Consider the following 13,395-nt stretch of genomic DNA (forward strand, 5'->3'; position numbering starts at 1 on the left):
GGCGATGGGCCTAGAGTCGGGAGAACTTGAGCGTCAGGATGCGGGAGACCGACTCATCGATGCGATCTTCGGTGATCGTGCCGTCGGCAAGTGCCGCCATGACGCCTTCGAGCGCTGTGTCAAAGTCTTCGGGCATGAGCAACAGGTCGAGACCTGCCTGAATGCCGAGAACGGCCGCCTCTGCGCTGTCGTGGAGCTGCGTGACGGCACCCATCTCGAGAGAGTCGGAGATGATGAGGCCGGCGAACCTGAGCCGGTCGCGCAGCAGATCGGTGACGACGTGTGGGTTGAGACAGGCCGGCTCGTCGGAGCCCGTGGCGACCGGCAGGCTGAGATGACCCACCATAACGAGGGGGACGCCGGCGCTGACGACCCGTTCGAACGGGATGAGCTCCTCGATGGCGAGCTCTTCAACGGATTTCTCGCTGACGATGTTGACGTCGTGGCTGTCGCCCAGGGCGGCGCCGATGCCGGGAAAGTGCTTGGCGCTGCACGGCATGCCAGCCTGGGCGAAGCCCTCGACTTGGGCAGCGACCATGTCGGCCACGAGCTGGGGATCATCCCCAAAGCTGCGACGCGCCATGACATCGGAGTCCGGGTTGCTCGCGATGTCGCAGACGGGCGCGAAGTCGAGGTTGAATCCCAGGTCGCGCAGGTAGGTGCCGATGGTGAGCGCGACGTCGTGGGCATACGACGTGTCTCCGGTAGAGCCGACGTCGCGCATGTCGCCGGGGTTTTCGACGCCGAATGCCGCGTTACGGGCGATGCGGGCGACGGTTCCGCCCTCTTCGTCGACGCTGAGCAGCAGCGGGATGCCGGTGAGCTCGCGGGCCATGGCCTGCGTGTCTGAGAGCAGCGTGCGAGTCTGCTCGGGATCGGTGAGATTGTCGGCAAAGTAGGCGATGCCGCCAACGGGGCGCGCCTGCAGGGCGGCCCGCGTTGTTTCGCCGGCTTGTGTGACGGTATCGACGCCCGTGAGCTTCTCGGGTGTGACGAAGAACATCTGGTGAACCTTTTGCTCGAGCGTCATGCTGTCAAGCTGGGAGCGGGCCCTGCTGACGGCTTGCGGGGTAGCGCCGGGGATGGCGAGCAGAGGGTCTGTGGAGGGCTGAGGGGCTTCCGAGATGGTAGGCACGCTTTGGGAGTGATCGCTGCTTGAGGAGGCGCTGCTGTCTGCTGTTGCCTGGGCGCCGCAGCCGGCGAGGGCGGTTTCTGCGAGGCCCGCGAAGGTGAGGGCGCCCAGCATGATCGCATCGCGGCGCGAGGGGTGGGATGGACTCTCCGCTGTTCTGGGAGACCTGCGAGGGCTCTCCGGACTGAGATCGCGGCGTTGCTCCTGAGCACGTGCTCCCATGGTTCCTCCTCGCGTTGGTGGCATATGCAAGAGCTAGCATACGCGCAATTGGTCGCACGGGGCGCGACGGGGATCGGATGTGAATGAGGACGACGTCTTCCCGCGCCGCGGCGTTTTCCGCTATAATGGCCGTCACTGCTTACGCGGGCATCGCCAAGTGGTAAGGCATCAGCTTCCCAAGCTGACACTCGCGGGTTCGAATCCCGTTGCCCGCTCCATGAGAATTCGCAGGCCAGGAGGCTACGGCTTCCTGGCCTGCTTGCGTTTGTGGGGCATCTTCCTGTGGAGATGGACGGGCTTTTGCGCGAGCGCAGACGCTTGCTGGTGATGGGTTACGGGCGGGTTATTGAGGGCGCTCCGTGTGGGATGGACTCGCCTTTGAGTGAGCGTTTCGTAGCTGGTGGACGGCCATCGGGATGCTTTTGCGAGAGTAAATCCGCCTTTGTGTGGGCGCGGGAGTTTTCCGAGCGGTTGAAGGTGCCGAGGGTGCCTTCCTGTGGAAGTGGCTCGCCTTTGTGCGAGCGCGGACGTTTTTTGGACGAGAATCGAGCTCGTGAATTGGCCGCGTGCGCCCGCGCGGCGTGGGGAAATTTGAGGCGCGAAGCTGAAGAACAAAGCCGCAGCTTGCGAGGGTCTCTGGCACGCAAGGCCCACCGCCGCGTGAGACGGTGCCATACACAGGTCCAGTTCTTGTCCGCAAAGCGCCCTCAAGCGAGCAGGAATGGGCGCATAGATAGGCAATGTGTGAGAGGCGGCGCGTTCTGGCACGAGGAAACGGTGGTCGTTGTTCCCCATCTCACGACGCCGGCCGAGAAACCGTGTCCTTGGTAGAGTCCGATCGGTAGACTGGAATCGTCGTGGAAGGTTGCGGGGCGCGAAGCTTGGGGGTGCAATCGTGATCAGTGTGGATATCGAAGCTCGGAAGCGCGCCCTGGCACCTCGGCTTATCGGACTGTTCGAGAGTTATTGCTGTGAGGGGGCGCCCGGTGCGTCGGCGAGGCCGCCCGCATGTGAACTGCCGGCAGGAGTGAGCGCCGAGAGACTGCTTGGACTCGTGAGCGAGGTCCTGGGTGCCGACTTCTCGTTCTTTCGGGCAGGGGAGATGCTTATCTGGGAAGTTGCCCGACACGAGGGATACACGATTCCCGCTTATCCCATGGCAGGCTGCGGCGATGTGCGAGAGTTTCTCGCTGGCTACGGCGCACGCGATGTTCCCTCCTGGTACGAGGCTCGCGGTGTATCGCGCGAGATAGTGGCTGACTTTTACGCGTGGTCGTGCATTCTCGTGCGCAGCCGTGACCTCTGGCGTAAGATCCTCCTGCTCCCAACGGCCGACGTCGAGACTCCCGCGACGCTGATGCCCCATCTGCTGCGAGCCCTGCGCTTTTGCGAGGGAAATGCGGAGGGGACAGGTGACCCCACGCTGTTTCGGCTGTGACGCGTGGGACGATGAATGAAGTGAGCGGAGCGGTCATTTGCGTATCGCTCGCTGATCTGTGCGCTGCACCAATATCGGTGCTTGTTTTGAAACCGTGCTGCTGTGGTGGTGTGGGATGGCTGTCTTCGTATTATGATGACCGGGCGAGAAGATGCCTGTCTTCTTGCAAGTTGTAGCGTCAGATGTATGCGGATGTCTCGGTGCATACGAGGGCCGTTAGCTCAGTTGGTAGAGCAGGGGACTTTTAATCCCAAGGTCGTGGGTTCGACCCCCACACGGCCCACCATTAAAATCACAGGTCAGAGAACTAGAGTCTTTGATTATTTCTATTTTCGCACCAAATCCTACACCAAACTTGAACGGCATCTTCTGAGGTGCTGGCTTGCGGTGCCGTCGCGAGATGTGCGGAGTGTCTCCTCTCGTTACTTTCGGGTTCGTCCCATTGATGTTCCTCGCTCTTTCCAAAGATCGAGGTATTTCGCTTTCCTTCGATCTGGCTGATGAGGTTTCCCAGGGGCCAGGCGCCGCTCCAGGCGCTGCCTTCGGACATGTTGGGATTCCCGTCCATGGAGGGGATGCCCTGCTCTTAGATTTGGCCGAACAGACCCGTCCATACTGGCGCAAAAGAGATGAGGGGCCGGCGAAGCTGGTCCCGAGCCCGACGCCGAGCTCAGCGACTCTCCGGCCACATCTCCCGGATCGAGAGGAAGCGGACGTCCCCGTGAGCCTCCCTGGTGCTCCTCGGCACCTCGTGCTTCGAGAAGACATATAGATGCTCGGCGACGTACCCCTTGACCAGTGTCCGCTTACCCTCCAATGAGCGGACGACCTCGGAGACGTCGAACTCGCCGCGGTACTTGCACTCGCCAATGAGCAGCCTCTTGCCCACCTTGTCCGCGGCAAGCACGTCGATGTCGGTCTGCGAGCGGGTCGCCGGGTTCGTCCCCCACCACGAACCGACCGCCGTGGCGGGCAAGGGGAGCCGCCCCGCCTTTGCCTCCCCGACGAGCCATTCCCCACAGACCCGCTCGAACCTGCGCCCCAGGTACTCGGCGATCTGCGAGTCGGGCAGGGCCGCCACGATCGCCTCGCCCAAGCCGCTCTCGACGTCGGACACATAAGGCATCACGAAGCGAAACCAGAAGTCGTAGCAAGCGTCGCGCATGCGGTAGAGCCCGCGCTTGCTCGTCTCGGGATTCTCCCCGAACGGGACCTGACGCTCCAGTATGCCCAGCCTCTCGAGCGTCCTTAGGTAGCGGGGGAGGCTCGTCTGGGCGACCCCTGTTCTGTCCGAGATCTCGCTCGGCTTGTTCGCGCCGCCTGCGACGGCGCGAAGGATGGAGTTGTACAGCGCCGGCTCGCCCAGCTCCTGTCTCAGCAGGCCCATGGGCTCGTCGTACAGGAAACCGGAGGGGTCGAAGTATAGCTGCGCCAGGTTCTCCCTGAGGCCCGCCCCCGGGTCGACCTGTGCGAGGTAGTAGGGCACGCCGCCGAAGCAGCCGTAGTAACGGAACGCTTCCTGGGCATCGAGCCCGGGCAGCATCTGTCGGGCTTGGGCGAACCCTAGGGGCAGGACCTGCATCTGTGCAGTGCGCCGCCCGTACAGCGGGCTCTTGCGGCCGAGCACTCTGCTCTCCATGAAGCCCTGGTCGCTCCCGCACAGGACGAGGAAAGCCCGGGTGTCCTTGAACCCGTGGTCGATGGCTACCTGGAGCGCGGAGGGCAGCGCCTCGTTGCGCTGCGCCGCGTAGGGGAACTCGTCGAACACGAAGACGAGCGGCTCCTCGGCGGCGCGGGACGCGAGGTAGCCGAACGCCTGCGCCCACGACTCGAACGGCCCCGTCGGGGGGAGCCCGAAGAACTCCTGGATCTTCCTCGAGAGGTCGGAGAGGTTGTTCTTGTCGCTCTGTTCGAGAGCTGTGAAGTACAGCGCTCGCTTGCCCCTGGCGAACTCGGTGATGAGCGCCGTCTTGCCCACGCGGCGTCGCCCGTACACTACGACCATCTGGAAGGCCTCCTTGGCGTACAGCCGCTCGAGCCTGTCCAGTTCCGCCTCCCTGCCGATGAACATGATACCTCCAAGGTTATGCGTTCATGCATTATGTATAGATGCATAATGATAAAGCATCGTATCCACGAGAGCCAGGCCCCGGGGCCGTCCTTGGTTGCTCCCCGACGTTTTCGCGACAACGTCGCAGGCGCCTGCTTTCTTGCTGTAATTCATGATGGCTTCCGCACTGCTCTAGCATGGTGATACTTAGGAAAAAGAGGACTATAGTTGGTAAGCTACTTGGGAACTTGGACACGCCAACTACTCGAGTAGCTTACCAAGTGGATGCTCTCGGGAGGCTGCATGATCGCGATCGCAACTGACGAGGAGCTTGCCCGCGCGATCGAACGCATGAGGGTCGCCCATACCGACCTTATGGAATACGAGCTCAAGTCGGCGGCTGGCGGTTTTCCGAAGGAGGTGGCCGAGACCGTTTCCGCGTTTTCGAACAGCGGGGGCGGGACTATTATCTTCGGCATCAGAGAGTCGCGTGGCTTCCACCCTGAGGCCGGCTTCGACCCAAAGGCGACCCAGGCGAACTGCGCCCAGGTCGCGCGGGAGGGCGTCGAACCCCTGGTCCAGGCAGACATACGCGTCCTGTCGTTTGAGGGCGCTCCTGTTGTTGTCGTGAACGTGCCGGACGCCTCCTCGCGCCAGAAGCCCTGCTACGTGCGAAAGTATGGCCAGCGCGGCGGATCGTTCATCCGAACGGGTGACGGCGATCATCGCATGACGCCCTATGAGGTGGATCGCTTCATCGAGAACCAGCGGTCGCGCAGCTCGGCAGGCGCGGGGGCACGGCGTCGCGCAGCCAGTTCCTCGCCCGCTACATAAGAGACCTACTCGAACAGGGTCTTATCGAGGGCATTGGCTCGTTGAGCAGTCCTAAGCGGAGATATCGCCTCACGAGCAGCCGCTAGCCGATGGGGCGATCGTGCTCTGGCCGAGGCCTAGGGGCCTGCGCTATCGTCGGCTTAGACCGCCGTAGCCCGTGCTTCTACTGCGTACAGAGAGGGGCGCAGCGATGACTATCACCCAGGAGGTTCCCCAACTTTCAAAAGCCGCCCAATCTCTTTGGGGAAAGTCCGACTACGGGGAGGAGCGAGAATGGCTTCCCCTCTTCATGCACATATACGACTCGAAATGCGTCGCTGAACGGCTTTGGGATACGTGGGTCCCGGACAGCACGCAATCGACTATCAGGAGGGGTCTCGGGCCCCACGCCGCTTTTGCTCGTCAGTTGTTCGTTTTTCTCGCATCTATCCACGATCTCGGAAAGGCGACTCCCTGCTTTCAGACCATGCCGTGTCATCGGAATTTCGCCGGGGCTTATGCGGGCCCCAAGTGGAAGGTGGAGAAAGCGGGCCTTGCCCTACCTCCGTCGAGTTCCAAACATGCGCCGGGGCATCCTGTTGCCGGACAGGTAATCCTGCAAAGGATTCTGGCCGAGCATGGCGTTCCAGGAAGGGCACGCTCTTTGACGAGCATCCTCGGCAGCCATCATGGATCCCCACCCGAAAAGCTTAGAGTGTCCGAGGCTGAGAGTGATTATCCAACCGATCTGGGGCAGAGCGATGCCAACTGGAAGGCCGTACAAAACGAGCTCGTAGAGTATGCGATTGCTATCTCTGGCCTGCCGTCGGATACCTTAGTATCGATTGCCAGCATGTTCTTGCCGCCGCAGATAACGTGCCTTCTCGCTGGTCTTGTGATCGTGGTCGATTGGATGGCGAGCGATCAGGATGCCTTCCCCTTGCTCGCCATTCAGGACGGGGAGGGTCTGTCCTCCTTTGTCAGGGAGGGCCGGCTCGACGAGGCTGCGTTGTCGAGGCGCTTCGAGGAAGCCTGGGCTTCCATAGACATCCTTCCGTGTTGGCGTGGCCGCCCGTTGGCGGGCGATGTCTCGAGCGCCCTCTATGCCCAGCGTTTTTCCTTTCCTGCGAACGCAAGTCCTCGTCCCATGCAACGGGCTGTCTTAGACATCGCTCAAAAGCTGAGCGATCCCGGGTTGATGATTATCGAGGCCCCCATGGGGGAGGGAAAAACAGAGGCTGCACTTGCGGCTGCGGAAGTGTTCGCAAGGACGTCGGGCTGCGGTGGCGCGTGCATTGCTCTGCCTACGATGGCGACAACCGATGCCATGTTTAGCCGGGTGCACGCATGGCTGCAGCACCTTCCCCAAGCAAACGGAGGGCCCGACCACAGCATATATCTCGCTCATGGGAAGGCGCGGCTTAACGAGGAGTATCGGGGTATCGCGCACGGCAGCTCGTTTTCGGCAATTGGGCAGGACATTCGAGAGAAGGCCGAGAGTCCAGAAGCCGTTGTCTGCGATTGGATGTACGGCAGAAAGCGCGGGGTGCTCGCCAACTTCGTCGTGTGCACCATCGACCAGGTGCTCATGAGCGCCCTCCAAATGAAGCACCTGGCGCTTCGCCAGCTGGCTTTGGCGAACAAGGTTGTCATCATCGACGAGTGCCATGCATATGACGCGTACATGAGAGAGTATCTCCGCGTTGCACTTGAGTGGATGGGGAGCTGGCGCACGCCGGTGATCCTTCTCTCGGCAACACTTCCCGAAGCTCAGCGAGAGGAGATGGCGCGGTCTTATCTGAAAGGATGGCGAGCCGAGGCGGGGAGCAAGGAGGGCGGCAGCAAACTTAGCCTTGGCAGGAGACGGCCTCCCGATGCAGTCCCGCCGAAACGTCGGCAGGAAATAGATATTCCAAAGGCTCCCGAATCGGCCTACCCTCTCGTCGCGTATACGAATGGCTCTACTCTCGACTACCTTGCCATCGCGCCATCTTCGCGGAGGCTTACGGCAGAAGTCGCTCTGATCGCCGACGATGCAGATTTGCTCGTCGGGCTTCTGGGCAAGCAGCTTGAGGGCGGAGGTTGCGCCGGCGTTGTCTGCGACACCGTGGGCCGTGCACAAGAGGCGGCAACGGTTTTGCGTGCCGCGTTTGGCCAGGACAGGGTGTCCCTGACACACGCGAGATTCACTGACATAGACCGCATGGAAAACGAGCAGGCCATCCGTGCCATCTTGGGGCCTGACGCAACGAGAGCAAACGGCCGTCGGCCGGATCTGCACATTGTGGTGGGCACTCAGGTGCTCGAGCAGTCGCTCGACCTGGACTTCGACGTCCTGGTGACAGATGTTGCGCCAACTGACCTCTTGTTCCAGCGGCTTGGTCGTGTCCATCGACATGCCCGGGATGATCGGCCCGCTGGCTTACAGAATGCCCGATGCTTTGTGCGGGGAATTGAGAGCTGGGAAGAAGGCGGCCCCAGGTTCGTGCCGGCGATTGCCAGGGTGTATGAACGAGCGTCACTCCTGGAAGCTCTCTCGGTTATGGGCCTCCGCAATGAAGGCGCGACTGTCCAGCTGACGCTGCCGACTGACATCTCGCGCATGGTGCGCCAAGCGTACGGGGAAGAAACTGCCGCGGATATGCCGCCGACATGGCGAGAGACGTATGACCGTGCGTGCGAGGATCGTAGCCGCCATATCGAAGAGAAGCGTCGGCGCGCCTCATTTTGTCTCCTGCGTTCTGTTGCGGACATGTGCCGCAACGAGGACACACTGGTCGGCATGTACAACGGCAGGCGTAGCGAGGGCCAGTCAGCGATGGCGGGCGGCGATTACGACAGTGGGCCTCGTGCCGTGAGAGATACTCAGGAAACGCTGGAGGTCGTTGTTCTTAGGCGTGGCGAGGCCGGCATTCGCCTGTTGCCGTGGATTGGAGACGAAGCCGGCGGTGTCGAGCTTGGTGCGGAGCTTACGACGAATCTGTGCCCGAGCGATGCCGTCGCAAAGGTGGCCGCCCAGTCTGTGGTGAGGCTGCCCCTATCTGTGTGCCCGCCTACCAGGATAGAGAGCGTTATCCGGGAGCTCGAGAGGGAGGATGGTCCCTACGTCGGCGCCTGGCAGGAGTCGCCATGGCTGGCCGGCCAGCTCGTGCTCTTCTTTGAGGAGGACGCTACGGGGGCTCTCGTGGCGCACCTTGATGGCCGATGCCTGACGTACTCCAGGGAAATGGGTCTTCAAACGAAAAGCTTTTAGTACAAACACGTTCAAAAAGTTGTATACTCCGAGTTGTCCCGACGGCTTTGATGTTGGGTTGGTCCTGTGTTAGTACTTACTAACAATATGCTCCCCACATACGTGGGGTTTGAAAGAAAGATGACCGCACCTTGAGAACCGAATATCTCAACACCTTCGACTCATTGAGGAGGTTGAAATGAATGATATGGCTCAACCGAGCTTTAACCTCTTGACGAACCCATGGATCCCTGTTGTGGGCCTTTCTGGGGAAACGGCGGAGGTGTCGCTACTTACGCTCTTCAGAGACGCCCATCGCATACGTCGGGTTATTGGCGACATTCCCCAGCTTGAGCTGCCCCTCATCAGGCTGTGTGTCGCGACCATGTACCGGGCGTTTGCCGGCAGCTTCGAAGAGGAGCTTCGACGGAGTGAAATGCGCGAAGCGTGGAGAGACCTTTGGCTGAAGGGCTCGTTTCCGATGGAAGCTCTCGAGGACTATTTGGGTGAGTATCGGGACGGCTTTGACCTGTTCGGCGCGCGCCCCTTCTTTCAGGTGCCGGGACTTGCCTACAGCTCGAAAGACAAGGAGTTCGATCCAATCCGTGAGCTAATCGCCGACGTTCCCAAGGATGCGAAGTACTTGTTTTCCATGCGAGCTCGCAATGCACCGGGGGACATCGGCTATGCGGAGGCTGCGCGCTGGCTTCTCTTCTTCCAGTCGTACGACTGCGCAGGGATAAAGACGCCTGTGGTTGGCAACTCCTCAGCCAGAAATGGTAAGGTCTACCCGCCCAAGGGCTACCCAGGGATGGGGTGGCTCGGCTCGATCGGTGGTGTCTTTCTCGAGGGCAACAACCTGTTCGAGACGCTCATGATGAACTTCGTCATGTATGACACGGCGTTTCCGGACAGGGCGCTCTTCGAAAATGAGCATGATTCTGCTCCATGGGAGAGGTCCGCGCCAACGGCGGACTGCGAGATTAAAATTCCCCAGGGTCCCGCTCAGATGCTGACGTGGCAAAGCAGGCGTGCTAGGCTCGTGGCGAGTGAGGCTCCCGGGCAGGTCAAAGGGGTTATCGGGTGCTACGGCGATGTACTGCATCCCACGGAGGCACCAGGATGGGAGACGATGACATCCTGGCGTCCAAGTGCGCAGCAGCAGAAGGCTCTGGGGACTTCAACGATGCCCCTGATGCCCAAAACGCATGTGTGTGGTCGGGCGCTTTGGCGCGGACTGTCGGCGTTGCTCAGCAAGGGAAAGGGCGCTGATGGTGATTGCCGACCGGGTGTGATCCGCTGGCTGGAAGAGCTGCGGTACGAGGAAGTAGAAGGCGTTCCCGATGTTGTTGCCATCCACGCTCAGGGAGTCGAATACGGGGCTCAGAGCAGCGTTATCACCAACGCACTCGATGACCGTCTCGACCTCGGCTCTGCCATGATGAGAAGCGATTCCGAAGCGACGACCCAAACTATCGCGCTGGTGGCCCAGACGGAGCAGGCAGTCTCCCGCCTCGCAACGTTCGTGCGCGAAGTCGAGCGCATCAAGGGCGATGCTCGCGGTGACAGGGACAGCCAGACAGGGCGAATGTCCGACGACGTCAGGGAGCGCGCGTATGCGGAGCTCGACGAGCTGTTTAGGAGCAAGATCGCAGGTTTTTCGACGGATGAGCCGGTAGTCGAGTATTGCAACGCGTGGTATGACGAGACGCATCGGGTCCTGCTACGACTGGCTCGGAGTTACCTGGCAGACGCGGGTCCGCAGCCGTTTGCGCGGCGAAAGGTGTACACGAACGCCACATACTCGGCTGCCGAGGCCTTCTCGAGATTGAGCTTCAGCCTAAACGAGCTCCTGGGGAGCATCGGGGCTCCTCGAAAAAAGGAGGGAGTGAGCGACGATGCCTGATCAACGGGGCATAGCAAGAACGGCGGGATTGTATGCCGTCTCGAAGATTCGTGTGCTTCAGCGTGGCTATACGTCGGGGACGGGGCCTTCTGCCTCAAGGGCCCGAGCTTCTCTGGCTGGCTTGCGCAGATTGAGCTCCCTGGCGGGCTCGCCCGTTCTCGAGAATGGTGAGCTTTTGTTTGACGGGTGGCCTGAGCAGGCGTTCCAGAATCTCGGAGCTCGGGAATCTGATAAGGACAGAGCTTTTGCGGCTGTAAAGGGCGTGCTGAACCTTTATGCCATTCATCAGCAGTCTCTTTCGGGGGGATGTGCGATTCTACGTGCGTCGGACGAGTCCGATGAGGATTTTGCTCGGAGGCGCCGAAATGGCACGTTTGGTAAGGCTTGTCGTGAGGCCTGCCCCGATCTCGACGCCGCCGCCGGCATTCAGCGCCGCCTAGCCGCGGTCGCGGCTGCATCGGATATGGATGGTGTCCTATACGGGATGCGCGCCCTTATTCGTCTCATCAAGTCTGGAAAAGGAACACGGATTATCCGACTTGATTATGTGGCGCTTACAGAGGATCTGTATTTGATCCAGCTATCCGGACAGTGGCGGCGATCGGTCTTCTATGGATGGGCGCGCGATTACTTCCAATATCGAAAGGTCGAGGTTGAAAACCAATAGCAACTGCTAGAGCTAACCTTAATTTTGGGGTGATAATCCATGTTTGTGGATATATATGCCATCCAGACTGTTCCACCGAGCAACATTAACCGGGATGATACGGGGAGTCCCAAGACGGCGTACTTCGGGGGGGTCCAACGTGCTCGCGTTTCCAGCCAGGCGTGGAAGCGCGCAATGCGTCAGGAGTTTGAGAAGTATCTCCCGAAGGATTCGCTCGGAGTTCGCACGAAGCTTGCCGCCGAGCTTATTGCACAGAGAATCGTCGAAAAGAGGCCGGATCTAGAGGCCTTGGCGCTGGATTTTGGTGTTGCGACATTAAAGGCGCTGGGCATCGCTGTCGAATCCTCGAAGCGATCGGGAGACGATGAGGGGAAGCAGGCGACGAGCTACCTCGTGTTCATCTCGCGTCGGGAACTCGATGCCTTGAGCGAAGTTGCCATCGGCTGGGCGGACGCCGGACTTAAGCCTGACAAGCTTGACGCTGCGGCAAAGAAGGAGGCAAAAGCCGCGTTTCATGGGACAGGCGCCGTGGACATCGCACTGTTCGGGCGGATGCTTGCGGATGCCCCCGATCTCAACACGGATGCTGCGGCTCAGGTTGCCCACGCTATCTCCGTGGATCGAGTGACGCAGGAATACGACTACTTTACGGCGGTTGACGACTGCTCGTCGGAGGATAACGCGGGAGCTGGCATGATTGGCACCGTCGACTTCAACTCGTCAACGTTGTATCGCTATGCGACGGTGAACATCGACTCTCTGTACGAACAGCTCTCTGACACGGAGGCTACGGCCTGCGGTGTTACGGCGTTTGTCGAGGCATTCGCTCGTTCCATGCCCACTGGTAAGCAAAACACGTTTGCCAACAGGACGCTTCCGAGCTGCATTCTCGTCTCTTTGCGTGACGCCCAGCCTGTGAACGTCGTCTCTGCTTTCGAGTGTCCTGTTACCTCTGCGGTAGATACGTCAGTTGCCCGTCAGGCTGCTGCCAAACTGGGTACAGCGGTCGAGGCTTTCGAGCGGGCGTACGGTATGCCCGCCCACAAAGCGTGGAACACCGTTGTCGGTAAGTCCGTGGTTGAGCTGGATGCCGTGAGCGAGAGTGTTTGCCTCGGGGATCTCGTCGCCGGCTTACATGACGAGGTTCTGGCATATCTGGGATCCGGTGAGTGAGATGGGTGTACTGCTGCTGCGCCTGTCGGGGCCGCTGCAGTCATGGGGAGACTCCTCCCGATTTACGGTGCGCTCGACGCGGCGCGAGCCTACGAAGAGCGGTGTCGTCGGGCTTATTGCTGCTGCTTTGGGGCGTGGGCGGGAAGAGCCTCTGTCCGATTTGTGTGGTCTCGAGTTTGGTGTGCGCGCCGACCAGCCGGGGAGGCTACTGCGTGACTTCCAGACGGAGCGCTCGGCTGATGGCAAGGCTACGATGCCTCTCTCGCAGCGATATTACCTGGCCGACGCCAAGTTTTTGGTGGCGCTTGGGGGAGAGGTCGGGTTGCTGGCTTCGATAGAAAAGGCTCTCGGCCGTCCTCGATGGCCTTTGTTTTTGGGGCGCAGGTCGTGTCCTGCCGATGTCCCTTTGGTCTTGTCCGGGAGGGGCGCTTGTTACGGAGACGTGGTCGAAGCCCTGGCAAACGAGCCTTGGATTGCTTCCGAGTGGTATCGGGCGAGGTTTGGGCGCGATGGAGACAGTGCGACCTATCCCGAATTAGAGGTGTCGCGTGATGCTCGTGCGGGGGAGCGGGGGGAAAGTCAGCCCGACATCCCCCTGAGCTTCGGTGCTGTCCGGCGCTATGGTGTGCGCAGCGTCGTGCGGTACTACGTGCCTAACCCCTGTGGGAATCCCTGTAATGATGTGGGCGGGGATCGACATGTTGAAGAGACGGCGGAGGCTTATCTCGCCATCCACGACCCCATGTTCTTCTAAGGAGGGGA

General features: G+C 60.8%; 9 protein-coding genes and 2 tRNA genes. 9 read left to right on the top strand and 2 right to left on the bottom strand.

Annotated features, from left to right (window positions below; translation table 11 throughout):
• Nucleotides 1–10: 10 nt before the first annotated feature.
• On the bottom strand, nt 11–1,135 hold the full coding sequence (locus tag KHZ24_07885; GenBank protein MBS5451113.1) for a glycoside hydrolase family 3 protein: 1,125 nt from the start codon (nt 1,133–1,135) through the stop codon (nt 11–13).
• A gap of 362 nt (nt 1,136–1,497) precedes the next feature.
• On the opposite strand from KHZ24_07885, the gene KHZ24_07890 reads away from it, so the two are divergent.
• The 3 genes from KHZ24_07890 (at nt 1,498) to KHZ24_07900 (ending at nt 3,078) form a co-directional block, all read left to right on the top strand.
• Nucleotides 1,498–1,572 (top strand) — tRNA-Gly (locus tag KHZ24_07890).
• 809 nt (nt 1,573–2,381) lie between these two features.
• Nucleotides 2,382–2,792: a hypothetical protein gene (locus KHZ24_07895; GenBank protein MBS5451114.1), complete on the top strand. Its 411-nt coding sequence runs from the start codon at nt 2,382–2,384 to the stop codon at nt 2,790–2,792.
• Between the two features lie 210 nt (nt 2,793–3,002).
• A tRNA-Lys gene (locus KHZ24_07900) sits at nt 3,003–3,078 on the top strand.
• 384 nt (nt 3,079–3,462) lie between these two features.
• Here KHZ24_07900 and KHZ24_07905 read toward each other — a convergent pair.
• Nucleotides 3,463–4,863, bottom strand: a complete 1,401-nt coding sequence (locus KHZ24_07905; protein ID MBS5451115.1) for an ATP-binding protein — start codon at nt 4,861–4,863, stop codon at nt 3,463–3,465.
• 282 nt (nt 4,864–5,145) lie between these two features.
• On the opposite strand from KHZ24_07905, the gene KHZ24_07910 reads away from it, so the two are divergent.
• The 6 genes from KHZ24_07910 to cas5e all read left to right on the top strand — a co-directional run bounded on the left by KHZ24_07910 (nt 5,146) and on the right by cas5e (nt 13,387).
• Nucleotides 5,146–5,676 (top strand): ATP-binding protein, encoded by a 531-nt coding sequence (locus tag KHZ24_07910; GenBank protein ID MBS5451116.1) that lies wholly within the window; start codon nt 5,146–5,148, stop codon nt 5,674–5,676.
• Nucleotides 5,677–5,866: 190 nt separating this feature from the next.
• On the top strand, nt 5,867–8,908 hold the full coding sequence (cas3, locus tag KHZ24_07915; protein MBS5451117.1) for a CRISPR-associated helicase Cas3': 3,042 nt from the start codon (nt 5,867–5,869) through the stop codon (nt 8,906–8,908).
• Between the two features lie 178 nt (nt 8,909–9,086).
• Nucleotides 9,087–10,793: a type I-E CRISPR-associated protein Cse1/CasA gene (casA, locus tag KHZ24_07920; protein MBS5451118.1), complete on the top strand. Its 1,707-nt coding sequence runs from the start codon at nt 9,087–9,089 to the stop codon at nt 10,791–10,793.
• Nucleotides 10,786–11,460 (top strand): type I-E CRISPR-associated protein Cse2/CasB, encoded by a 675-nt coding sequence (locus KHZ24_07925; GenBank protein ID MBS5451119.1) that lies wholly within the window; start codon nt 10,786–10,788, stop codon nt 11,458–11,460. Before casA ends, KHZ24_07925 begins: the two co-directional genes overlap by 8 nt.
• Nucleotides 11,461–11,499: 39 nt before the next feature.
• Nucleotides 11,500–12,633 carry a type I-E CRISPR-associated protein Cas7/Cse4/CasC gene (gene cas7e / locus KHZ24_07930; protein ID MBS5451120.1) on the top strand — a complete coding sequence of 378 codons (1,134 nt, stop codon included), beginning with the start codon at nt 11,500–11,502 and terminating at the stop codon, nt 12,631–12,633.
• A 1-nt stretch (nt 12,634) separates the two neighbouring features.
• Nucleotides 12,635–13,387, top strand: a complete 753-nt coding sequence (gene cas5e, locus KHZ24_07935; protein MBS5451121.1) for a type I-E CRISPR-associated protein Cas5/CasD — start codon at nt 12,635–12,637, stop codon at nt 13,385–13,387.
• The last annotated feature ends 8 nt before the right edge of the window (nt 13,388–13,395 follow it).

Source organism: Coriobacteriia bacterium (assembly GCA_018368455.1).
Lineage (GTDB): Bacteria > Actinomycetota > Coriobacteriia > Coriobacteriales > UMGS124 > JAGZEG01.